This is a genomic window from Enterobacter sp. RIT418 (genome assembly GCF_003057745.1).
GTDB lineage: Bacteria > Pseudomonadota > Gammaproteobacteria > Enterobacterales > Enterobacteriaceae > Enterobacter.
In genome coordinates, this window is record NZ_QBJD02000005.1 from 254513 (window position 1) to 279216 (window position 24704).

General features: G+C 54.3%; 29 protein-coding genes. 12 read left to right on the plus strand and 17 right to left on the minus strand.

Annotated features, from left to right (window positions below; genetic code table 11):
• The first annotated feature begins 13 nt into the window (after positions 1-13).
• From DBY73_RS08085 to DBY73_RS08110, 5 genes are read left to right on the plus strand one after another with little or no spacing between them, the layout of a single operon-like run.
• A complete protein-coding gene (locus DBY73_RS08085) occupies positions 14-361 on the plus strand; it encodes a GPW/gp25 family protein (RefSeq protein ID WP_112010658.1) in 348 nt (115 codons plus the stop codon).
• Entirely contained in the window at positions 351-1265 is a 915-nt protein-coding gene (locus tag DBY73_RS08090) for a baseplate J/gp47 family protein (protein ID WP_112010659.1), read from the plus strand. The genes DBY73_RS08085 and DBY73_RS08090 overlap by 11 nt, the downstream gene beginning before the upstream one ends.
• Positions 1258-1818: a phage tail protein I gene (locus DBY73_RS08095; RefSeq protein ID WP_112010660.1), complete on the plus strand. Its 561-nt coding sequence runs from the start codon at positions 1258-1260 to the stop codon at positions 1816-1818. Before DBY73_RS08090 ends, DBY73_RS08095 begins: the two co-directional genes overlap by 8 nt.
• Positions 1811-3490 carry a phage tail protein gene (locus tag DBY73_RS22315; protein WP_258458402.1) on the plus strand — a complete coding sequence of 560 codons (1680 nt, stop codon included), beginning with the start codon at positions 1811-1813 and terminating at the stop codon, positions 3488-3490. The genes DBY73_RS08095 and DBY73_RS22315 overlap by 8 nt, the downstream gene beginning before the upstream one ends.
• Before the next feature lie 4 nt (positions 3491-3494).
• Positions 3495-3911, plus strand: coding sequence for a tail fiber assembly protein (locus DBY73_RS08110; RefSeq protein ID WP_112010661.1), 417 nt, complete (start codon positions 3495-3497; stop codon positions 3909-3911).
• Here the strand turns inward: DBY73_RS08110 and DBY73_RS08115 are convergent.
• From DBY73_RS08115 to DBY73_RS08125, 4 genes are all read right to left on the minus strand, one after another.
• Entirely contained in the window at positions 3908-4417 is a 510-nt protein-coding gene (locus DBY73_RS08115) for an acetyltransferase (RefSeq protein ID WP_112010662.1), read from the minus strand. The genes DBY73_RS08110 and DBY73_RS08115 overlap by 4 nt on opposite strands.
• Before the next feature lie 34 nt (positions 4418-4451).
• The gene (locus DBY73_RS08120; protein ID WP_112010663.1) at positions 4452-4718 is read right to left on the minus strand and encodes an XRE family transcriptional regulator; all 267 of its coding nucleotides are present in this window, start codon (positions 4716-4718) and stop codon (positions 4452-4454) included.
• Between the two features lie 37 nt (positions 4719-4755).
• Positions 4756-4932 carry a hypothetical protein gene (locus DBY73_RS22185; RefSeq protein ID WP_181573215.1) on the minus strand — a complete coding sequence of 59 codons (177 nt, stop codon included), beginning with the start codon at positions 4930-4932 and terminating at the stop codon, positions 4756-4758.
• A 179-nt stretch (positions 4933-5111) separates the two neighbouring features.
• The gene (locus DBY73_RS08125) at positions 5112-5354 is read right to left on the minus strand and encodes a DinI-like family protein (RefSeq protein WP_112010664.1); all 243 of its coding nucleotides are present in this window, start codon (positions 5352-5354) and stop codon (positions 5112-5114) included.
• 77 nt (positions 5355-5431) lie between these two features.
• Between DBY73_RS08125 and DBY73_RS08130 the strand changes: the two genes are divergently transcribed.
• Both DBY73_RS08130 and DBY73_RS08135 read left to right on the plus strand, forming a co-directional pair.
• Entirely contained in the window at positions 5432-5851 is a 420-nt protein-coding gene (locus tag DBY73_RS08130) for a translesion error-prone DNA polymerase V autoproteolytic subunit (RefSeq protein WP_112010665.1), read from the plus strand.
• 2 nt (positions 5852-5853) lie between these two features.
• On the plus strand, positions 5854-7122 hold the full coding sequence (locus DBY73_RS08135) for a Y-family DNA polymerase (RefSeq protein ID WP_112010666.1): 1269 nt from the start codon (positions 5854-5856) through the stop codon (positions 7120-7122).
• Here the strand turns inward: DBY73_RS08135 and DBY73_RS08140 are convergent.
• From DBY73_RS08140 to DBY73_RS08175, 7 genes are all read right to left on the minus strand, one after another.
• Positions 7115-7786, minus strand: a complete 672-nt coding sequence (locus DBY73_RS08140; protein ID WP_112010667.1) for an SOS response-associated peptidase — start codon at positions 7784-7786, stop codon at positions 7115-7117. The genes DBY73_RS08135 and DBY73_RS08140 overlap by 8 nt on opposite strands.
• Before the next feature lie 264 nt (positions 7787-8050).
• Positions 8051-8746: a DUF4145 domain-containing protein gene (locus DBY73_RS08150; RefSeq protein ID WP_258458403.1), complete on the minus strand. Its 696-nt coding sequence runs from the start codon at positions 8744-8746 to the stop codon at positions 8051-8053.
• Positions 8747-9088: 342 nt separating this feature from the next.
• Entirely contained in the window at positions 9089-9805 is a 717-nt protein-coding gene (locus DBY73_RS08155; RefSeq protein WP_112010670.1) for an ABC transporter ATP-binding protein, read from the minus strand.
• On the minus strand, positions 9802-10677 hold the full coding sequence (locus DBY73_RS08160) for an ATP-binding cassette domain-containing protein (RefSeq protein WP_112010671.1): 876 nt from the start codon (positions 10675-10677) through the stop codon (positions 9802-9804). Before DBY73_RS08160 ends, DBY73_RS08155 begins: the two co-directional genes overlap by 4 nt.
• Positions 10674-11951 carry a high-affinity branched-chain amino acid ABC transporter permease LivM gene (livM, locus tag DBY73_RS08165; protein WP_112010672.1) on the minus strand — a complete coding sequence of 426 codons (1278 nt, stop codon included), beginning with the start codon at positions 11949-11951 and terminating at the stop codon, positions 10674-10676. Before livM ends, DBY73_RS08160 begins: the two co-directional genes overlap by 4 nt.
• 11 nt (positions 11952-11962) lie before the next feature.
• A complete protein-coding gene (locus DBY73_RS08170) occupies positions 11963-12877 on the minus strand; it encodes a branched-chain amino acid ABC transporter permease LivH (protein ID WP_112010719.1) in 915 nt (304 codons plus the stop codon).
• A 99-nt stretch (positions 12878-12976) separates the two neighbouring features.
• Complete coding sequence (locus DBY73_RS08175) at positions 12977-14098, minus strand: branched-chain amino acid ABC transporter substrate-binding protein (protein WP_112010673.1); 1122 nt, start codon at positions 14096-14098, stop codon at positions 12977-12979.
• A 427-nt stretch (positions 14099-14525) separates the two neighbouring features.
• On the opposite strand from DBY73_RS08175, the gene DBY73_RS08180 reads away from it, so the two are divergent.
• Positions 14526-15194: a YecA family protein gene (locus tag DBY73_RS08180; RefSeq protein ID WP_112010674.1), complete on the plus strand. Its 669-nt coding sequence runs from the start codon at positions 14526-14528 to the stop codon at positions 15192-15194.
• 33 nt (positions 15195-15227) lie between these two features.
• Here the strand turns inward: DBY73_RS08180 and tyrP are convergent, their stop codons facing one another.
• From tyrP to DBY73_RS08200, 4 genes are all read right to left on the minus strand, one after another.
• Positions 15228-16379, minus strand: coding sequence for a tyrosine transporter TyrP (gene tyrP / locus DBY73_RS08185; RefSeq protein ID WP_349254574.1), 1152 nt, complete (start codon positions 16377-16379; stop codon positions 15228-15230).
• Between the two features lie 298 nt (positions 16380-16677).
• The gene (gene ftnA, locus DBY73_RS08190) at positions 16678-17175 is read right to left on the minus strand and encodes a non-heme ferritin (protein WP_112010676.1); all 498 of its coding nucleotides are present in this window, start codon (positions 17173-17175) and stop codon (positions 16678-16680) included.
• A gap of 203 nt (positions 17176-17378) precedes the next feature.
• Positions 17379-17717 (minus strand): YecR family lipoprotein, encoded by a 339-nt coding sequence (gene yecR / locus DBY73_RS08195; protein ID WP_112010677.1) that lies wholly within the window; start codon positions 17715-17717, stop codon positions 17379-17381.
• Positions 17718-17822: 105 nt separating this feature from the next.
• Positions 17823-19991: an HD domain-containing phosphohydrolase gene (locus DBY73_RS08200; protein ID WP_258458404.1), complete on the minus strand. Its 2169-nt coding sequence runs from the start codon at positions 19989-19991 to the stop codon at positions 17823-17825.
• A gap of 241 nt (positions 19992-20232) precedes the next feature.
• Here DBY73_RS08200 and DBY73_RS08205 point away from each other — a divergent pair, with 241 nt between their 5' ends.
• The 3 genes from DBY73_RS08205 (at position 20233) to DBY73_RS08215 (ending at position 21494) form a co-directional block, all read left to right on the plus strand.
• Positions 20233-20871 carry an RpiB/LacA/LacB family sugar-phosphate isomerase gene (locus DBY73_RS08205; protein ID WP_112010679.1) on the plus strand — a complete coding sequence of 213 codons (639 nt, stop codon included), beginning with the start codon at positions 20233-20235 and terminating at the stop codon, positions 20869-20871.
• 179 nt (positions 20872-21050) lie between these two features.
• Complete coding sequence (azuC, locus tag DBY73_RS08210; protein WP_112010680.1) at positions 21051-21134, plus strand: stress response protein AzuC; 84 nt, start codon at positions 21051-21053, stop codon at positions 21132-21134.
• A 108-nt stretch (positions 21135-21242) separates the two neighbouring features.
• Entirely contained in the window at positions 21243-21494 is a 252-nt protein-coding gene (locus DBY73_RS08215) for a DUF2766 family protein (protein ID WP_008500405.1), read from the plus strand.
• Between the two features lie 41 nt (positions 21495-21535).
• Here DBY73_RS08215 and DBY73_RS08220 read toward each other — a convergent pair whose 3' ends face one another.
• Both DBY73_RS08220 and DBY73_RS08225 read right to left on the minus strand, forming a co-directional pair.
• Positions 21536-22879: an anaerobic C4-dicarboxylate transporter gene (locus DBY73_RS08220; RefSeq protein WP_112010681.1), complete on the minus strand. Its 1344-nt coding sequence runs from the start codon at positions 22877-22879 to the stop codon at positions 21536-21538.
• 191 nt (positions 22880-23070) lie between these two features.
• Complete coding sequence (locus DBY73_RS08225) at positions 23071-23574, minus strand: non-heme ferritin-like protein (RefSeq protein ID WP_112010682.1); 504 nt, start codon at positions 23572-23574, stop codon at positions 23071-23073.
• A gap of 520 nt (positions 23575-24094) precedes the next feature.
• Between DBY73_RS08225 and DBY73_RS08230 the strand changes: the two genes are divergently transcribed.
• Positions 24095-24652 carry a DJ-1 family glyoxalase III gene (locus DBY73_RS08230; RefSeq protein ID WP_112010683.1) on the plus strand — a complete coding sequence of 186 codons (558 nt, stop codon included), beginning with the start codon at positions 24095-24097 and terminating at the stop codon, positions 24650-24652.
• The last annotated feature ends 52 nt before the right edge of the window (positions 24653-24704 follow it).

Sequence of the window (24704 nt, forward strand, 5' to 3'; positions counted from 1 at the left end):
TACGGAAAACAATATGAACGGTGTAAACAACCGGACCGGTAAACGCCTGTCCGGTAGCGACCATTTGCGCCAGTCCGTCAGCGATATCCTCTCTACGCCGCTCGGCAGCCGCGTGCTGGTTCGTGACTACGGTAGTGAGCTGTTTTCGCTGGTGGACAACCCCCGGGACGATCTTACCCGACTGCGGATTATCGCGGCCACGGCCTCAGCGCTTGCACGCTGGGAGCCCCGTTTGCGGGTTAAGCGCGTGATGGTCACTTTCCCGGCCGATGAAACTGGGTGTGTCGTCGATATTGAGGGGATCAATAAAGAGAATAATCTTCCCGTAAGCACCGGAGGCATACAGATTTATGGCAAGTAGTTACGACGTAATTAACCTGTCCGCGCTGGCGGTACCGGACGCCATTGTGGTACCGGATGCCGCCGATATTTTTACCCGCTGGCTGGCGCGACTGCGCGAACTGGACCCGGAATTTGACGCACTGGTGGAGTCTGACCCGGCTTATAAACAGGGGGAAGTCAACGCCTACCAGCTGACGCTGGCTTTTCAGCGCGTCAACGATGCGGTAAGGGCCGTTTTACTTTCCAGCGCCAGAGGGGCCGATCTTGACCAACTGGGGGCTACATTTAACGTTTCCCGTCTGGTGATTGACCCTGGCGATCCGGATGCGGTACCGCCCGTCGACCCTGTCTATGAAAGTGATGACGCTTTTCGTGAACGGATCCAGCTTTCGTGGGCGCAGCTGAACACTGCAGGCGCGCGCAACGCGTACCGCTTTCATGCCAAATCGGCCGATAACGATGTGCTGGATGCGGATGCCTATGGGCCGGAAACTCATAACCGACCCGGTGAAGTGGATGTCTATGTGCTTTCACGAACCGGTGATGGTGAAGCAGGTGAAGGTCTTATCAGTGCAGTGATGAACAAACTGAATGCAGATGAGGTGAGACCGCTCACCGATTTTGTCAGCGTGAAAACCGCCACAGTCGTCAGTTATGCCGTCACGGCTGAGCTCTATATTCCGGACGGGCCTGATGCGCAGACGGTGCTGGAGAATGCCGTAAGCACGCTGACGAGCTATACGCAGCTATCTCATCGCATCAACGCCGTTGTACCGCTTTCTGCGATTTACGCTTCCCTGCAGCAGCCCGGTATCTCCCGCGTCAGGCTGATCAGCCCGACGGCAGACCTGGAAGCGACCGCCGGTCAGGCACCGTGGTGCAGCGCGATAAACGTCACGCGCAAAGGAGGCTTAAGTGGATAAATTTTGCTCCCTTCTGCCTGTTTCTGCTATCCATCCAGAACGGTCTCAGGAGCAGGCCAGCACAGAGCAGATAGCCGCGCTTGATACCGATATGGTCCGCAAGGTTAAGGATCCTGATACCTGTCCGGCCCATCTTCTACCGTGGCTTGCCTGGGAATTTGCCGTGGACTCATGGGAAGAGACCTGGACCGAAGAGGAAAAACGGCAGGTTATCAAGGATGCGGCCTATGTTCACCAGCATCGGGGAACGGCTGGTGCAGTACGGCGCTCGCTTAGTGCTGTCAGCCTGCCGACGACCGTCGTGGAGTGGTGGGAGGATGAGCCACGCAGAGACCCTTATACCTTCCGCGTTGAGGTCTACAGCCTGCAGGCCGTGGATGAGGGGCTTTACCAGCGTATCCGACGCCAGGTGGATAAAGCCAAAAATCTTCGCAGCCTGCTGACCACCATCGACGTAATCGCCGATCTGGGCTCGAAGGGAACTTACTACACTGGCGGTGCTGTCACCGCCTGGATTGATATTGTTATTGAGGCAGGAGCTAACCATGGCTGAAAAGTATTACAGCATTTTGACCAATAGGGGAAAGGAGCTGGAAGCGCAGTCTTCTGCAACAGGAAAGCCCGTCATTATTAAAGATTTCGTCGTGGGTGATGGGAACGGCCAGGCAGTAACGCCCGATCCAGCGCGTACCAGCCTGGTAAAAGAGGTATACCGCGGAGCAATCTCTGCGCTACAGATTTCACCCGATCAGACAAACCAGTTTATCGCACAGCTGGCGTTGGGAACCGACGTTGGCGGCTTCGTGGTTCGTGAAGTGGGTCTTCTTACTGACGCTGGTGAGCTCTATTCAGTAGCAAACTGCGCTGCTATCGAAAAGCCGGAAAATAGCGTTAGCGTCAGCCTGCAGTATCGTCTTGCAGTGTCCGAGACGGCGAACATTGAGCTGAAGACCGCCACCGGCGATGGTTTGTTTTTACGTCTCGATAAAAATCTGACTGAGATAGCGGCAAATGGTACTGCAGCACAAAAGGAAGCACGTGAAGCGATTGGTATCATGGATGCGAGCACTGAGCGTAAGGGACTGGTGCAGCTCAGTAGTGCAACGGACAGTGAATCTGAAACGCAGGCAGCAACCCCTAAGGCGATTAAAGCGCTGAAGGATAGCCTCGGTGATGCTGCAAAAAAAACGGTCGTCACCTCAGCAACGGATACTACTGCTGGTCGCGTGCCAGTGGTTGGCTGGCAGGGGCTAGGCGGACCAGGTCAGCAGGCAAAGAATGCAGACTTGCTTTCTACTGCAGGCGTAGGAAGCAGAATCTTTGTGCAGGGTGGCGGTAGCGATACGAATCATTTTGGCTCATATGGTAGCGGACTGCATATACTTTACGGCTCCAGCGGTGACGGGCTCAAGCGGCTGAGTGCAAATATGTTTATAGACTATGCTGGCAATTTAACCGTTGAATGGCTGGAAATAAATATCAGTACAGGCGCTATTGCATCGCAAAGGATTCAGAAGGTATATGGGCCGCTTAATAAACCCACTGCTGGGGAAGTAGGTGCGTTGCCGATCGGTGGCGGCACAATCGAGGGGCAAATTTCTTTACCCGGTGTTGGAGCAGGCTCTTGGGCTAATCAAAACACTAATGGCGCACCTCTGTACCAAAATATCAACACTGCGTCCTCATCACAATACTGGCCTATTTTCAAGCAGCACTACACCCAGGGAAATTCAACCTGGTCGGGTGGTATGTTGATTAATGAGGGGGATTTCCATCTTCATTATTTAGCCGGAACAGGCGGAACAACTAACTTCAGATGGACGAAAGACGGACAATTTATACCGCCTAATTACGCTAATTTTGATGCTAAATATCAGGTCAAAGGAAGCTACACCCCCGCAGGGCAGGCATATACAAAAGCTGAATCTGACGGACGCTATCAGAAAATAAATACAGCCTCAAAAGCTGCGAATGGTTGGTACAAGGACGCCAACACTGGAATGATTTTTCAATGGGGGAGAGTTGGCTCCTCAACGCCTACTAATGTTAGCGTCACATTCCCAATTGCATTTCCCTCCGCGTGCGTATCTGTACAGAATACAATAATTAGGCCTACTAATGATGCTGGGGAGAATAACTGGACGTTTGTTACAAGCATAAGTAAAACTGGTGCATCCATCGGTACAGACCGAAATGGTGCTTTTTGGTTTGCCGTGGGGTATTAAAATTATGACAACTTATTATTACAGTCCAAGCAAAAATGCGTTTTATGCATTTGAATTAAAACAAGATTACTTAAAAGCAGAAAGTTGGCCTGACGATGCAACCCCTATATCAGAAAGATATCACCACCATCTAATCGGAGGGCAACAAGGCGGTAAAGTGATAGTTCCAAACGAATACGGGCAACCAGAGCTTTCCGACCCTGAGCCACCATCCCAAGAACAAATTATTCAGGAAGCTAGCGTTCAAAAAACCATATTGATGCAGCAGGCTAATGACACGATTACTCCGCTGCAGGATGCTATTGATTTGGATATGGCTACAGAGAGTGAAAAACAAAAGCTAATTGAATGGAAAAAATACAGGGTGTTATTGAGTCGGACAAACTACAATGAACCTTGGCCGGATAAACCGACCAACTAGTTTAAATGTTTTTTGAATACAGCGGGTGTCCCAGCATACATTGTGTTCGCTGGGACGTCACAATTAACAACGCTATTAGCAGCAATAATGCTATTCTCACCGATAGTAACGCCAGGTAAAATGACTGCGCCAGCACATACCCATGCGTTCTGTTCAATTACAATTGGAGCAATTATGTCATGAGTATGTCTTTTTTTAATATCACTATTATGGCTAATGGTAACTAATGAGACATTAGGTCCAATCATTGCTCCGTCCTTAATAGTGATTTTCTCCTTATCAAGGAAAATACAGTTTGCGTTAACAAAAACATTTCCTACTAACTCTATATTACCATGCTCATAATGAAATGGTGGAACTATAAGGGCTCTGTCACTTATACGAACTCCTGATTTAATGAGGAGGCTGTATTTCTTTTTCTTTGATAGCTCGGAGTGATTGAATATAAACAATGCACGCTTTGGCTTGATAGTTTTTTTTAAAGAGTAAAAATAATATTTTATCATTTGAACAGACCTTCCAGTTTCCTTTTAAAAATTATTAACTTTCTAATGATGCGCCAATTTCTATCATCTTCTTGAGCACTTTTTGAAGCTCTTCCGGTTTGAGCTCTAACTGAGCAGCCATATAGAACAGCATGTGCAGCCCCATAACCCTTGGCGACTCGCCGCCCGTGTATTTTCTCCAGTGATTACTTCCTGCCAGACCTGCAAGGTCCGCCATCTGGTTTCCTGTTAACCCAAGCTCGTCTTTAAGCCGAGCAAGGTCTTCTGGCGCTGGAGGAGTATAGTTTTCAATTAGTGGCATGATGCACCTGTTAAAAAAGCCCCGAAGGGCTTATTTATTAAATTAGTTTGAGCAATACCGTTGTGATGGTAGCCACTGCGCCAATTAGGCCGGATGCAACTACAATCGGATACCAGGTTGATTCTCTGTTCAATTTTGACGTTTCAGCTATCAGCTTTGCAATTTCTGCGTTGATTTTTGCAAGTTCTGCCTGGGTCATCTCTTTAGCGCTCATGTTTCTTCCTTTCGGGATGTGCGGGTCTCGAACAATTCGTTACCCTATGCAAAAGAGTGTAGCCCTTTTGGGGCTTCATGTCAATGCAGATAAAAGGCTGAATAGCGTAAATTATTAAATATTATCGCAGCCCTTTTTGCGGGAAGGGCTGTGATAGTAATCTCTGGACTTAGACGGGGTTAATCTAATGCCAGCCACATATCGGCCTCTTCAAACATCTCCATAACAGCCTTGCTAATCTGTTCCTTTTCATGCTTGCTCGCATCAGTATTAATCGCAGGCAATGTCATCATCGGCTTAACCCGAACCTCTGCATCTGGAAAGATACGGTGCACTCTTTTGCTTAGTTCGCCATGAATGATCTCTTTGGCGCCAGGTAAACCATCAAAATTCCTTTTGTCATAAACGAGTTCCACGAACATGCTTTAACTCCTCTTTACTGGGGGATGTCAGAGTATATACTGTATATTTAAACAGTATCAATGAGAGTGAGTGTATCATGCAGTTTTATTCACCGACCGAATTGCGCCAGATCGTTGGAATACCTTTGTACAGCGATGTTGTGCAGTGTGGCTTCCCATCTCCAGCTGCTGACTATGTGGAACAACGTATCGACTTGAATGAGTTGCTAATTGCGCATCCCAGCTCAACGTATTTCGTAAAAGCAGCTGGCGACTCGATGATCGAGGCCGGTATTAGCGACGGGGATCTGCTGGTGGTTGATAGCTCCCGGACTGCTGAGCATGGGGATATTGTTATTGCCGCGGTAGAAGGGGAATTTACAGTCAAACGTCTGCAGCTACGTCCTACCGTTCAGCTCATTCCGATGAATAGCGCGTATTCGCCGATCCTTGTTGGTAGCGAAGATACGCTGGATATCTTTGGAGTTGTTACTTTCATCGTTAAATCGGCGAGCTGAGCATGTTTGCGCTCTGTGACGTTAATTCTTTCTACGCATCATGCGAGACGGTGTTTCGTCCCGATTTGAGGGGGCGGCCGGTGGTCGTCCTCTCAAATAACGATGGCTGTGTAATCGCACGCAGCGCCGAGGCCAAGGCCGCTGGGATCACAATGGGGGAGCCTTTTTTCAAGCAAAAGGACTTATTCCGGCGCGCCGGGGTTGTTTGCTTCAGCAGCAACTACGAACTCTATGCTGACATGTCCAACCGGGTGATGACAACGCTTGAGGAAATGAGCCCTCGTGTCGAAATTTACAGTATCGACGAAGCTTTTTGTGACCTGACTGGTGTACGCAGTTGCCGGGACCTGACGGAGTTCGGCAAAGAAATCCGCGCGACGGTTCTGAAGCGTACGCATCTGACTGTAGGTGTTGGTATTGCTCAGACTAAAACACTCGCTAAACTCGCCAACCACGCCGCAAAGAAATGGCAGCGGCAGACGGGCGGGGTTGTTGACCTCTCAAATGTCGATCGGCAGCGTCGGCTATTGGCTATCGTGCCTGTAGAGGATGTTTGGGGCGTTGGCAGGCGCATCAGTAAGAAGCTGAATGCCATGGGCATTAAAACGGCTCTGGACCTCTCAGAACAAAGCACCTGGATTATCCGTAAACACTTTAACGTCGTACTGGAGCGAACAGTCAGGGAGTTGCGCGGGGAACCCTGTCTCGACCTGGAAGAGTTCGCGCCGGCAAAACAGGAAATCGTCTGCAGCCGATCATTCGGAGAACGCGTCACAGATTACGAGCAAATGCGCCAGGCTATCTGCAGTTATGCTGCCCGTGGTGCTGAAAAACTGCGTGGTGAGCACCAGTACTGCCGTTTTATTTCGGCGTTCGTGAAGACCTCTCCTTTTGCGCTTAACGAACCATATTACGGTAATAGCGCCTCAATGAAGCTTATCACGCCAACACAGGATTCCCGCGACATCATCAACGCCGCGGTAAATTGCCTGGACAAAATCTGGAAAGACGGACACCGCTACCAGAAAGCAGGGATCATGCTCGGTGACTTCTTCAGCCAGGGGGTGGCCCAGCTAAACTTGTTCGACGAAAACGCGCCGCGGGCCGGAAGCGATAATTTGATGGAGGTGCTTGATCACCTAAACGCGAAAGACGGAAAAGGCACGCTGTACTTCGCCGGACAGGGCATTAAGCAGCAGTGGCAGATGAAGCGAGAAATGCTTTCGCCGCGGTATACGACGAGGTATTCAGATTTGCTCGTGGTCAGGTGACGGGCTCTATTAACTCCGGTCCCTGATTCTTCACATTACCCACCGCGCGCGTCACGGCGTGCCAGATAAACTTGTCGGCGGGCACTGCACCGTTGGAAATTATCTCCTCAGCTTCTTTCCCGCCTACATTCTGACGCATCCATTCGCGCGCAGCTTCAGGTGACAGAACCAGTGGCCGGCGGTCGTGAATATCGACAAGGCCTTTGTCAGCTGCAGATGTCACGATTAGAAACCCTTCCGCTTCGTCACCGCGCTCGAATGGTGTGCTGCCGATTGCAGCCATAAATATAGGCTGGCCGTCGGCCCGGTGAATGAAGTAGGGCTGTTTTTTGTCGCCTTCCTTCTTCCATTCGAACCACCCATCCGCAAAACAGATTGCCCGGCCATGCTGCCAGAGAGGCTTGAACATCCTGCTGGTGGCTGCCGTCTCGACGCGCGCGTTTATCAATGGTGCTTTATCCCACCACCCAGGCGCGTAAGACCACAGGACCGGGTCAAGATGCAACTGTTCGTCGCGTTCGCTCAGCAGCAGAACTTTGGTTCCGGGCGCTACGTTGTAACGCCCAATAGGCTCGGGGTCATATGCGATATTACGATCGGCTTCGTCGGTCAGGTAAGCTAAGTAATCTTCGCGGGTTTGGGCTTGTGAAAAACGTCCACACATAGAAACCTCCAGCTGGATGTCAGACTGAAAGTATAGGGCAGTGAGAAAAAGTAGCGTGGTGGTAAAGTCTTACAAACGAATCGGTGGCAATTAGCTTGTTGTGCCTGATATTTTGACGGTATTTTTCCCCGGTTTTTCCCCAGTGATTCCCCGAACAAAAAATAGACATGAAAAAAACCAGCCGTAATAGGCTGGTTTCTAGGGGAATTTTGGTCGGCACGAGAGGATTTGAACCTCCGACCCCCGACACCCCATGACGGAGCGTTATTTTTTGGGTCTTTTTACGCGAGGCGGTATTCTTTCAACGATATGAGTGGTTGTTTTAACACTTAAGACTGTTCGTTGAACAAACTGTTCGATCGAGTTTAGCAATTCATCGAATTCCCTTTTCATAGGGCTCCAACCTCGATGAGCCGCGGCATTACCTGCATCAACTACAGTCGACAAAATATTGGCTTCAGTATCCCCAATAAAACCTTCATCCTTGAGTTGTTTTATTTTTTCGTCAAGATACAAACCAGGGTGAATTTGAAGGATTTCTGTCGTCCGGTCAAAAATTGTCCTAAGTCCGATAGAAGCAAGTATTAGATGGCCAGACTTATAAGCAGAATACATTTCGTTGAAAATTTGAAATAGCTGAAAATCTACTGATTCGAGTTTTGGCACCCATGATGGAGTTGGTATGTGATCAAAAGCTGGGTAGGTAGTGATCATGTCTATAGGTGTCTCTTTGAATTCACCATTGATGTAGTCATGAGTCGTATGTTCACTGAAGTGTTCATTCAAATGGTAAAATACGGTAGAGCATCCGTTACATTGAAGTAAGTGATGATCATATGTTCCGTATACAGGATGAACATCATCTTCCCAGGCAACAAGGAGATGTCCATGCACAGTGCAATTTCGTTGCCCGCCACATGTCGGGCAGAGTCCTTTTATCATAGTAACTTCACTGCTCAAAAATCACCCCATGATAGATGTATGATTATTTGCCAAAATGATACAAGGAAAATTGTTCAACCGTATCATTTTATCTTCAATTTCCTTCGCCATTATGACTATTTTATAACGCTAAGTTGTTGATACTTCGGATCAAAAAACTATTGTTTATTGGCGAGAAATCATCGTATGTATCTGATTATTATAGATAACACGCGTGATTTAAAATCCCTCGGCGTTCGCGCTGTGTGGGTTCAAGTCCCACTCCGGCTACCATGGGAAACAAAGAATAATCAAAGCAATAAGCAGTGTCGTGAAACCACCTACGGGTGGTTTTTTTGTGCCTGAAATTCTCCTCTTCACTCACACCCCGCCCAAATACGCCCTCCGCACCTCCTGATTTCCCAGCAGCTCGTCGCCGCTGCCGCTGAGGCGGATTTGGCCGTTGACCATCACGTAGCCCCGATCGGCAAGCTTCAGCGCGTGATGGGCGTTTTGCTCGACCAGAAAAATGGTCATGCCGCCCTGGGCCAGTTCGCGCAGCGTCTGAAAAATCTGCTTCACCACAATCGGGGCGAGGCCCAGGCTGGGTTCATCCAGCAGGAGCAGCTTAGGGCGGCCCATCAGCGCGCGGGCGATGGCGAGCATTTGCTGCTCGCCGCCTGACATCGTCATGGCGCGCTGCTTGCGCCGCTCCTTGAGGCGCGGAAACAGGTCGAACATCTTCTGCATGTCTTCCGCCGCGTGCGTGTTTCCGATCGGAATGGTTCCCATCAGCAGGTTCTCTTCCACGGTCATATCCGGAAAGATGCGCCGCCCCTCGGGCGCCTGGGCAATGCCGCCGGAGGCGACGTAGTGGGTTGAGCGGTGGCTAATATCCTCCCCGCGGAACAGGATCTGCCCGCCGCGTATGCGGGGCTGGCCAAAAATAGACATCAGCAGCGTCGATTTCCCCGCGCCGTTCGCGCCGATCAGCGCCACGGTTTCTCCCTGATTCACCTGCAGGGAGACCTGCTTTAGCGCCTGGATCGCGCCGTAAAACACGTCGACTTCACGAAACTCCAGCATCGGCTCGTTCACAGGGCTACCTCGCTTTCGTCGGTCCCCAGATAGGCGGCGATGACTTTTTCATTATGCTGGATCTCCTCCGGCGTTCCTTCAGCGATCACGTCACCATGGTCGAGCACGATAATGCGGTCGGAAATGTCCATGACCATCCCCATATCATGCTCAATCAGCAACACCGTCATCGCATGATGGTCGCGGAGAAAGCGGATGATGCTGCTCAGCCTGTGCGTTTCAACCGGGTTCAGCCCGGCGGCGGGCTCGTCGAGGCAGATCATCTCCGGCCCGGTGCACATCGCGCGTGCGATTTCGAGCCGCCGCTGCTGGCCGTAGGACATTTCACCCGCCAGGCGGTTAGCGCAATCCACCAGATCCACCACTTCCAGCCAGTAAAATGCGCGATCCAGCGCGTCGCTTTCCGCGCGGCGGTAGGCGGGAGTGTTGAGCACCCCAGCGAGGAGGCTGCGGTTAACGCGCATATGCTGCGCGACCAGCAGGTTCTCAACCACCGACATCTCGCGGAACAGGCGGATATTCTGAAAGGTGCGTGCAAGCCCGGCGCGGTTCACCAGGTGCGTCCCGCCAAACATTTTATAGAACAGCCGCTGTCCCAGCTGCGCCGGGTTAACCCAGTCGCCCGGCTGGAACGCCTGCCCGAGCACCTGGATAACGTCGGTCGTTTTTCGGCGGGTGTTCAGCTGGATAGCGCCGCCGGAGGCCTTGTAAAAGCCTGTCAGGCAGTTAAACACCGTGGTTTTTCCCGCACCGTTCGGACCGATAAGCGCGGTGATCGACCCGCGGCGCACCTCCAGATTGACGTCATTCAGCGCCTTTATGCCGCCAAAATGCATCATCAGGTGCTCTACGCGCAGTATGGTTGCGTTCATGGCGCCACGCCCTTACGCACGGTAAAACCGCTGCGGTTTATCCGGATCAGGCCGCGGGGCCGCCAAATCATCATGCCCACCATCAGCATGCCGAACAGCAGCACGCGGTATTCCGCAAAGCTGCGCAGCAGCTCCGGGGTGACCGTCAGGACAAACGCCGCCAGCACCACGCCCACGGTCGAGCCCATCCCTCCGAGCACCACGATGGCGAGGATCAGCGCGGATTCAAAAAAGGTGAACGAGGTGGGGTTAACGAAGCCCTGGTAGGTGGCGAAGAACACGCCGGCAATGCCCGCCGTCGATGCGCCCAGCGTAAAAGCCGATAGCTTCACCAGCACGTGGTTCAGGCCCATCGCGCGGCAGGCAATCTCGTCTTCGCGCAGCGCCTCCCACGCCCGGCCGATCGGCATTCGCGTCAGCCGGTGCTTGATGTAAAGCACCAGCAGCACCACGATAAACAGCACCGCGTAGATGAAGATAAACTTCATGTTCGGGTTATAGGTCAGGCCGAAGAACTCGTGAAACGGCACGCCGCCCTCTTTTGCGCGTCGGCCAAACTCGAGGCCGAAGAGGGTAGGAGGCGGGGCAGAGACGCCGTTCGGGCCGCCGGTAAAGGTCAGCCAGTTGTTAAGGATCAGGCGAATAATCTCGCCGAAGCCGAGCGTCACGATCGCCAGATAATCGCCGTGCATGCGCAGCACCGGGAAGCCGAGCAGCGCGCCCGCGGCGGCGGCCATCAGCGCGGCCAGCGGCAGCATGCTCCAGAAACCCAGCCCAAGATACTGGTACCCAAGCGCCAGGCCATAGGCCCCGATGGCGTAAAAGGCGACGTACCCCAGATCCAGAAGACCGGCCAGGCCAACCACGATGTTCAGGCCAAGGCCGAGCAGGACGTAGATCAGCCCGAGGATGGCGACGGTCAACACGTATTTGGTTGCGACAAAGGGAAAGCAGATCGCAAGGGCGATAATCAGCGGAACAATCCAGCGCAGGCGGCTTTTATACTCCGGCGGGCGAACGTAAACCCCCGCGCTGTCGGCCTCAAAGCGCGCCTGAAACCGCGCGCCGGGCGGGGTGGCTAAAAATGCGCTCAGCAGAAAGCGTCCCAGCATCACGATGGCGATAATACACGCCAGCCGCTTTCCCTCAACGTTGAAGCTGTAGCCGTCCAGAACAACGCCGGCGACAGGGCCAAAGATAATGAGCGCGATAAGGCCGGAGAAAACCGCGTCCAGCACGCAGCGCTTCAGGGAGAAACCCTCGGATGGTGTCATCTCTCTGTTCCTTATACTTTGGCGACGACGGGGCGGCCAAGAAGCCCCTGGGGGCGGAAGATCAGGATCACGACCAGCAATCCAAACGAGAACACATCTTTGTAGTCGGAGTTCACCATGCCGGAAAACTGCGCTTCGGCGACCCCCAGTATCAGCCCGCCGAGCATGGCGCCGGGCAGAGAGCCAATGCCGCCCAGCACCGCGGCGGTAAAGGCCTTAATGCCAATGACGAACCCGACGTAGAAATCAAAGGTTCCGTAGTTCATGGTGATCAGCACGCCGGCAAGGCCCGCCATCGCCGCGCCGATCACAAACACCAGCGAGATCACCCGGTCGGTATTAATCCCAAGGATCGACGCCATTTTACGGTCCTGCTGCACCGCGCGGCACATGCGGCCCAGCCTGGTGTGGCTGATGATCCACGTCAGCAGCAGCATGCCCGCAAGCGACGCTAAAAGGATGAAGATTTTGGTATAGGTGATCTGAACGAAGCCCTCTCCCAGATGGACGCGGAACACGCCGTCAAGCAGGGTGGGCACCCCCTGCTGGCGCGGCCCCTGGCTGAGCTGGGCATAGTTTTGCAGGATCAGGGACATCCCGATGGCGGAGATCAGCGGCGCCAGCCGCGTCGAGTTGCGCAGCGGCCTGTAGGCGATGCGCTCGATGGTCCAGCCGTACACCCCCGTCACCACGATGGTGAAGACCAGCGTGCCGAGAATAAGCAGGGGAAATGACTGCAGGCCGAAGAACGACAGTAGCGCCAGGCCAATGGCGCAGAGATAGGCGGAGATCATATACACCTCGCCGTGGGCGAAGTTAATCATGCCAATAATGCCGTACACCATGGTGTAACCGATGGCGATCAGCCCGTAGACGGACCCCAGCGTTAACCCATTCACTAGCTGTTGCAGGAAGAATGTGCTCATCATCGCGCGCTCGTGTTATATGCCGCGCGTTGCGCGCGGGCTGCTGTTTATTACGCGCCGGCGGGCGAGCCCGTCGACGCTGAGCGTGACTCCGTCCCGTTACGGCACTTCCTTATACTTTCCTTTATCGTCCCACTGGTACACCACGTAGTCAGAGACCTTCAGATCGCCCTTGCTGTCCCACGCCTTTTTGCCCATCACGGTCTCGACGGGATTGGCCTTCAGCCACTCGCTGGCCTTGGCGGAGTCCGTCCCCTTTGTGGCCTTGAACGCGGCGGCGATCGCCTGAATAGAGGCGTAGGAGTAAAGCGTGTAGCCTTCAGGCTCGAACTTGCCCGCGCGGAATTTTTCGATAACGGCTTTGCCGTCCGGGATCAGGCGCGGATCTTTACCAAAGGTCATGTAGATGCCGTTGGTGTACTGCGGACCTCCGGCGGCGGTTACCATCTCTTCGTTGACGATACAGTCGCCGGAGAAGAACTTCGCCTGCAGGCCCTGCTCACGCATCTGGCGCACCAGCGGGCCGGCCTCCGGATGGCAGCCGCCGAAGAAGACCACGTCCGGCTTTTGCGCGCCGATTTTGGTGACCAGGGCGTTAAAATCTTTCTCGCCGCGCGATAGCCCTTCGTACATCACGTCCTGCACGCCGCGCTTGGCCAGCGCGGCCTTGGTGGCGTCTGCCAGCCCCTGTCCGTAGGTGTCTTTATCGTGGATGATGACCACGCGTTTGGCCTTCAGCTTGTCGATAATAAAATCGCTGGCGACCTGGCCCTGCTGGTCGTCGCGCCCGCACATGCGGAACATATCGCTCATGCCGCGTTCGGTAATGAGCGGGTTAGTCGAGCCCGGAGTGATGGCAAGGATCCCCGCATCGCTATACACCTCCGAGGCGGGCATGGTGGAAGAGGAGCAGAAGTGGCCCACGACGGCCTTCACCTTGTCCTGGTCGACAAGGCGGTTAGCGACGGCCACGGCCTGTTTAGGTTCACAGGCGTCATCGCCCTGAACCAGCTTAATTTTCTCGCCGTTGATCCCGCCCGCCGCGTTAATGTCCTCCGCGGCCTGCGTTGCCCCGTGCCAGTACTGATCGCCATAGGTGGCATTCGGCCCGGTGAACGGTCCGGCAACGCCTATAACAATATCGGCCCGGGCGGAAAACGCCGTCACCAGACAGCCTGCCAGCACGAGAGAGAGAGGAGTTCTGATAAATTTCAGCGACATTATGTTGTTCCTTAGCAAAGAGGTTTTTGCACCACGGTCTATACCCGAGCGCCTGACGGCGTCGTCAATCCAAAAACAAAAGCAAGAACAAAATGCACCAAGTGAGCGGGACACAAATATCAGCCTGCTTATTACGGCGAGGTTTCCTTGTGCATGTCGGCACGTAAAACAATAAGCAAGAATGTTGCCAGAAGGGCCAACCGCAGAGAGCGGGTTGCGACACGTTGAGTATAGAGCGCCGTTTAGCGCCGCCCTGCGGGAGAGCGTGAAATTACAGCGGAGATCACATCTCGTTAACAACGATGCCCATAAGTTGTGCAAGCGTCACGATTTGCACATTTATGCAGCAATAAAGGCCTAAACTTCAGATAGGCATGCGGGATGAACTGTGTCAGGATCGTTTCCTTTTTTATCAGGAGTGACAGCAATGACGGAAGGCCCATTAAATGAAAGCGAAATGGCATGGCTGGAAGACACGCTGATGTCCTACGGCCATGACGATGCGTCCGTGATTGACGTGTCCGAGCTCGACGGCATGCTTACCGCAGTGCTATCAGGTCCGCGCGTGGTTGAGCCGGATACCTGGCTGGTTGCCGTTTGGGGCGGCGAAAAGCACATCCCGCGCTGGAAAAACGATCGTGAGATGAACCGTTTTATCGATCTCTGCTTCAAGCATATGAACGATATCGCCGAGCGTCTGAGCGAGTACCCGGATCAGTTTGAGCCGATGTTTGGCTTTAACGACGTGGACGGACAGAGCTTTACGGTGGTGGAAGAGTGGTGCTACGGCTACATGCGCGGCGTTGCGCTGACCGACTGGTCCGCACTGCCGGACGCGCTGAAGGCGGATCTTGACGCGATTGCGCTGCACGGGTCGGAAGAGTACAGCGAGACGCTGGACGAGCTGACCGAAGAGGAGTACACCGCCAGCATTGAACGCATTCAGCCAGCGGCGCTTCGCCTGTACAACTACTGGGTTGAGAATCCGCAGCAGCCCGAGGCGCAAAAGCCGATCGTTAACGGCACGAAGGTCGGACGTAACGATCCCTGTCCCTGCGGGAGTGGGAAGAAGTTTAAGAGCTGTTGTTTGCACTGAAAAAATACGGGGCGCATGATGCGCCCCGTATTCTTACCCCACTTCCGGCAGCAGCCCCGCTGCGATCAGGAACTGCACCAGAATAATCGCCACGCCGCAGGCGAACACGATGCACAGCAGCGGTTTGCCTCCCGCTACGCGATAGCCTTGCTCAGGATGCTGCTGGCGGCTTTTCCACGCCAGTAGCGACGGCAGCAGCAGGGCCAGCACGGAGAGCGCCACGCCCGCATACCCCAGCGCCATCACAAACCCGCGCGGATAAAACAGCGCAAAGGCCAGCGGCGGCAGGAAGGTGATCGCCCCGGTCTGTAAACGTCCGGCAACGGTGTTGCGGCGCTGGAAAAGGTCGGCCAGATAATCAAACAGGCCGAGCGCCACGCCGAGGAAGGAGGTGGCCAGCGCCAGGTCGGCAAACAGATGCACCGCCAGCTCAACGTGAGACGAGGTCACCACGTTGCGCAGCGCCACCAGGAAACCGTTCAGCCCGGAGTGCTCCGCCATTAGCCCAACAAAGGTTGAGGAGTCAATGCTGCCCAGCGTCACCAGCTGCCAGAAGATATAGGCAATCAGCGGGATCGCGCTGCCGATAACGAACACGCGGCGCAGCTTGCGGGTATCGCCATTCATATAGCTGACGATGCTCGGCACGCTGCCGTGGAAGCCAAACGAGGTGAAAATCACCGGGATGGCGGAAAGCGCCAGCCCTTTTTCAAGCGGCATCGTCAGCAGGTTGACCTTGTGCACGTGCGGCGCGAGAAGGGCCAGCATCACGACAAGGAAAACGATCTTGGCGCTGAACAGGAAGCGGTTGAACAGATCGACCAGCGACGTGCCGACGCAGACCACGCCGCCGCCGATGAGGGCAAAGAAAATGGCCCCCGCTGTGGGCGTGAGGTCAGTACCGAACCCGTCGTTAATGCTGGAGGCAATCAGCTCGCCGGCGCCGCTGATGTAGGCCGCGGTCAGCGCGTACATCAGGAACATCATGCTAAAGCCCGCGATCCACTGCCCGTAGCGCCCGAGGTAGCGCGCAGCAAGCGAGCCGAGCCCGGTATCGGCCGGAACGTGCTGGTAAACCTCAAGCAGCAGCAGGGCGGTGTAGCACATCAGCGCCCACAGGCCGCCCAGCAGCAGTAATGTCACGCTAAACCCAACGCCTGCCGCCGCCAGCGGCATCGCCAGCATTCCTGCGCCAATCGTCGTACCCGCAACGATAAAAATACTTCCCAGAGTTCTGTTTTTCACGCTTTCCTCTACAACGGTGCCGTATCGCGACCAATTCTGCGGCGCAGAGTAAGGGAAAAGTGCACACTCGTCAAATCAGCGTTACAAGGCGTGTAACGATAAAATTACAGTGTTGAGCTGGATCTAAAGAGCGGGCGGTGAAGGAGAAATTACTGCGGGAGAAGAGGATTCAACGCGAAAAAGAAAATGTGGCCGCATAAATAAAAACGGTGCTGAAAGAACAGCACCGTTTTTATTATTAATTCTGCGTATCGAGCGTTGCCAGTTCTTTATCGATAAAGTAAAGACCTTCGCCGGATTTGCCCGCCAGAGAGAGTTTATCCAGCACGGATTTAAACAGCTTCTCTTCTTCATGCTGCTCGGCAACATACCACTGCAGGAAATTAAAGGTAGGATAATCCTGGCTGGTCATCGCGGCGTGAACCAGCTCGTTAATTTTCTGGGTAATTAGCTGCTCGTGCTCGTAGGTCGCGCGGAACAGCTCGTCCAGAGACGCATACTCCGCGAAGGGAGACTGGACCGTTTCGATGCGCGGCAGGCTGCCGGTATCCGTAAGATAATCAAACAGGCGCTGCATGTGCGTCATCTCTTCCTGCGCGTGGCGGCGCAAAAACGCGGCGGCGCCTTCAAAGCTGTGGAAGCTGCACCACGCGCTCATCTGCTGATAGAGCAGAGAGGAAAATAGCTCAAGGTTCATTTGCGCATTAAGCTTGTCGATCATTTCATTTTTCAACATGGTGCCGCTCCGTTTTATTATTTCTGAATGACGATGGGCGACACTATAATTTGTTATTTAATTATTTGCAAAAAGTAAAATAAATAGTTTTTTATTAAAAATACGAATGGGAATAAAACGCATTAACGAGGTGTCTTATTTATTAATGCGAATTACTTCCGTTCTTAATAAGCATAACCGCCAGCGTGAGCTGGCAGCGTTTATTAATACCACGGATTGCTGGCGGCAGGGTTAACGGCATAGCCCGAGCATTTGTACTGAATGGTGACGGTGTCGTTCAGGCACACGGAGCCGCTGGTCAGGCTGCAGGTGGTGATGGGCTGTCCGTAGGCGGACGCGGTGGCATACCCCATGCTTTGACAGGCTTTAGCCGCGGTGCCGTTCGTCACATACTCATCGTATCGGGCGTTTTGCAGCATGGCCTGGCCGTAGTCGAGGCGAACGATGCCGTTTGGCGCATCCTTATTGCTTACCTCAGCCTGGCGGGTCACGCTGCATCCCGCGAGCAGCAGGAGGGCACCGGCAACGAATAATTTGTTCATATGTCGCTCATTGGTGAATGAAGATACCCTATCGTACCTGCAGACGTCCGGCACAATGGCAGGAATAGCCGGACAATCTGCCCTCTCTCTTTTTAACGGGGCGGGTTAATCGGCCATGCTGTCAAAAATGGCTTTGAACCGCAGGTGGTGCTGGCGGAACAGGGCGATCAGCTGCGGGTCGAAATGCCGTCCGGCACCTTCGAGTATCAGCTCGCAGGCGCGCTCGTGCGTAAAGCTCGGTTTATACACCCGCTTTTGCCGGAGCGCGTCATAGACGTCCGCCAGCGCCAGTATCCGCGCCTCAAGCGGGATCTGTTCACCGCGTAACCCCTGCGGATAACCGCTGCCGTCCCATTTTTCATGGTGGAAGTGAATGATATTCTCGGCTATCGCGCCCAGCCCAAGCCCCTGGATGATGCGCCAGCCCTTGAGGGTGTGGAGCTTCATTTCCTCAAACTCTTCTGCCGTGAGCGGGCCTTGCTTGCGCAGTATGCGGTCCGGGACGGCAATTTTACCCACGTCGTGAAGGGAGGCGAAATGTTCGATATCCCGAATCATCCTGCGCGAAAGGCCCAGCTCGCGCGCCATCAGGCCGCAGTACTGCGCCACCCGCTGAATGTGGCTTCCGGTTTCGTCATCGTGAGCGCGGTTAACCTTTTCCAGCGCCTGAACCATGTTGCGGTTCACGATGCGGTTCTGCCTGATATGGCGGCGCATCATTAACAGCATGCCGAGGCTGAACAGCACCGTTATCAGCAACATCACGCTGATGACCTTCAGCGTGTTGCGGGTGAGTTCCGGGAAGGCGCTTTGCTCCTCCCGGCGTTCAATTTGGGTTCTGAATTCAGAGAGGCGATGGATTTGCGACAGCAGGCTAAACAGCGGGTGATCCGGCTGTACCCATGGGCCAATGACAAATTCCGTTCGCGTCACGCCTGCCACTTTCAGCACGCCGCGGAACAGCTCGTTTCCCCGCAGCGATGACTCAAGGGAGCTGAGGTCGCCGAGAATGTAATCAATTTTATTGTTTTCTATGGCATCGATAAGCGCGTCGACGCTGCGGCGCGTCACGACGGTTGCGTCGTTGCCAAACCGCTGGCGCAGGTAGGCGGCGGAAAACGATCCTTCCAGCACGCCGACGCGCTGGTTGCGCACGCTCTCTTCATCCCACAGGAAAGGCTGACCGATGCGGTTGTAATAGGCGTTGTGCCAGGCAACGTCCGGGCCGATGCGCCCGGCGGCATGCTCCGGGCTGGTGCTTTCGGCGATGTCCACCAGGCGCACCGGCCAGGCCTCGCCGCGGAGCGCGCGGGTGTAATTATCAACGTAGTGGACGTCGACCGTCAGGCCCAGCAGGTCGCGCATGTCGTTAATCAGGTCAATGGCCGTTCCGTGATAGCCCTGGCGGTCCTTCCAGATCAGCGGCGCAAAGTTTTCGTTTTTCGGCAGCGTGACGCTCAGCCGATGGGTGGCGATCCAGCGCTTTTCCGTCGGCGAAATGACGATGCGGCTCAGCAGATAGTTCCGTCTGCTCTCGTCGAGGGACTTTTGCAGCTCTCCGCTGCGGTGCCATTCGGCGATAAAGGTATTAATTTTCTCGCGCAGGGGGAGCAGCTCGGGGCTAAAGCCTAGCACGACAGGTATGCGCAGCTCCGGGAAGGGGCGGGAGATGAGGTAATAGCGCTGGGTGTTCTCCATCTCTGAGGCATCGTTAATGTAAAAATCCGCCTCGCGATCGGCAAGCAGCTTAAACGCCTCATCGCTCGAAGAGACGAGCCTCAGCGAGCGGAAGGTGAGATTGGGGTAGCGCTGCTGCACGCCTTCGAGCGTGGCGTCGTCCCGGCGAAACAGCACGCGCGCGTGGTTGAGCTGCTCCACGCTGGTGACCGTCATCGACGGGCTTGCCGCGACCACTTCATTATCAAACAGGCGCGCGGAAAGGATCTTCGTTCTGGCGCGTTTCTCCGTTCTCAATACGCCCGCGTAGATGCCGTAGTCGTCGCGGGCAAAGCGCTGTCCGATATCGCTGCCCGAAAGCGGCTTCAGCTCAAGGCGCGTACCGAGTTTCTGATTAATGGCATTGACCAGGTCCGGATAGAAGCCGCGCAGCTCGCCCTGCGGCGTGCGCCAGGATTCGAAATCATTGGCATCATAAATCCAGACGGGAACCGGCTCATTTGGCTTTGCGGCATGAGTGAAAGGGCACAGTGCCCAGAATAAGGAGAAGATAAAAAACAGTGAGACGGTGCGTGGCTTCCCGCGTCGCAGATTCACAGGTATCCCCATGTGGCATTATTGTCTTGAGATGAAGTCTAGCTAAGTGCGGCTGCCGGGAGTAGCGATTTTTTTACTTTATATTAACGTTTGCGCGGGCGACGGCTCGGGAAACTGTGAGCCTATCTTAATTTTTTAAAACATATTTTCATCTAATTTGAAAGCTTGTTTGGATGATAGTAAGGTGAAGGCGAAAAGGTATCCAAAGCGGGATCTCCCGCCACGCATTCAGGAGAAACGAATGAAAATTGCACTGATGATGGAAAACAGCCAGGCAGCCAAAAATGCGATCGTCCTTAACGAGCTCAGAACCGTCGCGGATGAAAAAGGTTTACCGGTTTATAACGTGGGCATGAGCGACGAGAACGATCATCATCTGACCTACATCCATCTGGGCATTATGGCGAGCATTCTGCTGAACTCAAAGGCCGTGGACTTTGTCGTGACCGGGTGCGGCACCGGGCAGGGGGCGCTGATGTCTCTGAATATCCATCCGGGCGTCATCTGCGGCTACTGTATCGATCCGGCCGATGCGTTCCTGTTTGCCCAGATCAACAACGGCAACGCGCTCTCGCTGCCGTTTGCCAAAGGCTTTGGCTGGGGAGCGGAGCTGAACGTGCGCTTTATCTTTGAAAAAGCGTTCACCGGCCGCAACGGCGAAGGCTACCCGCCGGAGCGTAAAGAACCTCAGGTGCGCAACGCCGGTATTCTTAACCAGGTCAAAGCGGCCGTCGTGAAAGAGAACTATCTGGACACGCTGCGCGCCATCGATCCTGAACTGGTGAAGACCGCGGTCTCCGGCCAGCGCTTCCAGCAGTGCTTCTTTGAAAACTGCCAGGATAAAGCGATCGACGCGTTCGTGCGCGGCATCGTTGGCTAACCGATCCCCGCCGGGCGGCGCTGCGCCGTTCGGCATATACCCCCTCGTAGTCACTCCACTCCGCCGTAACCTATCCATAAGTGTGATGTGTGTCACAAAAAGATTGATTTTTGTGATGATGGTCATATTATAAGCGCATTGACAATAATACCTGCACACCACGTTACCGGAGCACCATCATGAAATTGCGCAAAATCCTGAAAAGCATGTGGGCGAACTACTGCAAAACCTTCAAAGACGTTCCGCCGGGCGCGATGTTTTGATGAAAAAAACCTGCTTCGGCAGGTTTTTTTGTCTCTGCGCCTCGCTCGGGGGAGATGTCGGGGCGCGCGTTTTGCTACTATGACCGCCTTTGAAAAAGGAGAACCCCCATGTCGCAAAACCTGAGCGCCGATCAGGAGCTGGTGTCTGACGTCGTTGCATGCCAGCTGGTCATTAAGCAAATCCTCGACGTCCTTGACGTTATCGCCCCGGTCGAAGTGCGTGAAAAGATGTCCACGCAGCTGAAAAACATCGATTTCGCCAGCCATCCCGCGGCGGCCGATCCGGTTACGCTCCGTGCGATCCAGAAGGCCATTGCGCTGATTGAGCTGCGCTTCACGCCGCAGGGCGAGTCCCACTAGGCCATGACGTAGGGCGACCGCGATGTCGCCCTTCGGCTGCATCAGAAGAAGGTCTGCACCAGCAGGTAGCTCGCCGCGCAGGCGCAGCTCACGCCAATCAGCCCCGGCAGGATAAAGCTATGGTTGATGATAAACTTGCCGATGCGGGTCGTTCCTGAACGGTCGAAGCCAATGCAGGCCAGGTCGCTGGGATAGGTTGGCAGCACAAAGTACCCGTAGGACGCGGGGAAGAAGGCGATCAGCATCTTCGGCTCAACCCCCAGCATCAGCCCCATCGGCGCGACGGCCGTCAGCGCCGCCGCCTGGCTGTTCACCAGCTTGGACACCAGAAACAGCACGATGGCGTAGGTCCAGGGATGGCTTTTTACCACGCCTTCCAGCGCCATTTTCAGCTCGTCCAGGTGCGCCTGGAAAAACGTATCGCTCATCCACGCCACGCCAAACACCGAGAAAATCGCCACCATGCCGGCCTTAAACACCGCGCCGCTGGAGATCGCTGCCGCGTTTACCTTACAGGCGATCAGCATGACCGCACCGGCAATCAGCATCATCATCTGGATGACGAGGTTCATCGACAGGGCGGTCATTTTGCCCTTCACCTCGAAGGCCGGACGCAGGTCGGGCAGCGCGCCCAGCAGCACAACCACCGCGATCCCGGCGAAGAAAATCCAGGTTGACCAGTAGGCCTGCTTAGGGAACCGCTGATTCATCAGGGTTTCCGTACCGCCGTAGATAAACTCCCGCTGCTTCGGATCGGTGAGCTTTTGCTGGAACTCGGCGTCGTCCGCCAGGTCTTTGCCGCGACGCAGGCTCCAGAGTGCGGCGATCGCCACGCCAAACAGCGAGGCCGGTACGGACACCGCCAGAATTTCAAGAATTCCCCAGCCCTGGCCGATGCCGTGCTGAGCGGCCAGAATGGACACCAGCGAGACCACGGCGACCGAAACGGGAGAGGCGGTGATGGCCATTTGCGACGCAACGGAGGCCACGGCCATGGGGCGCTCGGGGCGGATGCCTTTTTTCAGCGCGATGTCGGCGATGATGGGAAACATGGTGTACACCACGTGCCCGGTGCCGCAGAGAAAGGTTAGCGTCCAGGTGGTAAACGGCGCGAGAAGGGTGATGTGCTGGGGATGTTTACGCAGCAGGCGCTCGGCAAACTGCATCATCACGTTCAGGCCGCCGGCGGTTTGCAGCGTGGCCGCGCAGCCAATGACGGCGAGAATAGTCAACATCACGTCGACCGGCGGTTTACCCGGCTGTAAGCCAAACGCGAACGTCAGGATAAACAGGCCGATGCCGCTTATCAGCCCAAGCCCCATGCCGCCAAACCGGGTTCCCACCAGCAGGCAGAGGATAATAACAATAAACTCAATGGTGATCATGATGCTCCCTCGTCGATGATAATGAAATTATGCAAATCATTACACGATGTAGGGTTATTCATTGGGAGCGAGATCTGATTTGTTAAAACTGAATAAAAGCAGGGGGTTGCTGGCAGATAGGGGAGGGAGAATCAGATTAACCGGGAGGCTGTCGCCCGCATATCGGGAGAGCGGGCGACAGACGGCGTGGATCAGTGCTGCTGCTCGGTTGCAATCTCAAGAAGATGGCGATCGGTCTGCTCCTGACAAATTCCCGCGCGTTTTGCGCTGCGAATTTCTTCAGCAAGCGTCTTAAGCAGCGCGCCGTCCAGGCGTTGCTCTTTATCCATGTCGCGCAGGAAATTCAGCGTGGTGCTGTCGTGCTGCGCCTTTGCCTCTGCCGCCAGGCTGCTGAGGGTAAGGCGGCGCTGCTCGTGCTCCTCCAGCGTTTTCTGGAACAATGCTTCCAGGGAATCGTAATCATCGTCCATCGCGTCGAGCGCTTTCACAATGGGGTTACCCCCGGCGTTTTTCATAAAGTTGAAAACGCGCATCATGTGCGTCACGTTATTTTGCGCCTGGGTACGAAAGAAAGTTGCCGTACCCAACAGGCTATTTTCGGAACACCACTTGCTCAGCGACAGGTGCAAATTTGAAGCGTAGAACTCCAGGTTCATCTGGGCGTTCAATTTTTGAATCATCGTTTGAGTAGCCATACAAATATCCTTATAGAGCGTGAGGCCGGTGAAAAGCTAGTCAACCCTGAGGGGGAGATTAACGTCCAGAGCCGCACGTGACCTGATTACATAAAGGGTTTTGCTGCTGAAAAATACATGACCTTAATTCACTTCCCGTGTGCACTATAAATAAGCATACCTTCATCATAGGTCTAAGAAAACTCTTAAGTAGGCTGTGTTTACCGTACATTACAATGTTTAATATAGTTGAAAATTTCAACATTATCTGAGAAATTATCAATTAATTAAAATATTGATTTTATTGTATATATAGTCTTGCGTTGGCAGGTTTGATTGACGCGGCAGTTTGCGGCATAGCGAAAATTCTGAATCAAAAAAGCAATTCAGACTAATCGTTGAAAATATATTATGCAGGGCGAAAATTGATACAGATCATTTTGCCTCTTATTCAGTGAAGTGTGATCGTCACGGGAGAATGTGTAGACGCATGATAATAAAATGAAACATTGTTTTAATTGCTGAATTATTGAGGTTGAAAATGAAGAAAGTGGCCGTACTGCTCGCTCCTGGTTTCGAAGAGGCGGAAGCCATTATCACGATTGATATACTGCGCCGTTTGCAGATTGACGTCGAAACGCTGGCCTGCGCCGACTCGCGCGCTGTGGTGAGCTACCACAACATCCCGATGGTGGCCGACAGCACGTTATCCGAGCGAATGGCAACGCGCTATGACGCCGTTGTACTGCCCGGCGGGCCGCAGGGGAGCCAAAATCTTGCAGCCAGTCGGGAGGTCATACGCTTCGTGGCCGCGCACGATGAAAGTGGAAAGCTCATTTGCCCGATCTGCTCCGCGGCAGCGCGCGTGCTCGGCGGTAACGGCCTGCTGAAGGGGCGGCGCTACGTCTGCTCGGGCGACCTGTGGCAATCCGTCGATGACGGGCAGTACGTTGATGCACCGGTCGTTGGGGATAAAAACCTGATCAGCGGCAAAGGTCTGGGGCACGCCTTCGACTTTGCGCTGACGCTCGCCGCGCGGCTGCTGGGGGACGAAACGCCCGTACGCGACCACGCGGATCACATCTATTACCCCTGGTAATTTCCCTGCCGGGCGCTAAGGCGTCCGGCGAACAGGGACGTCCGGGCTGATC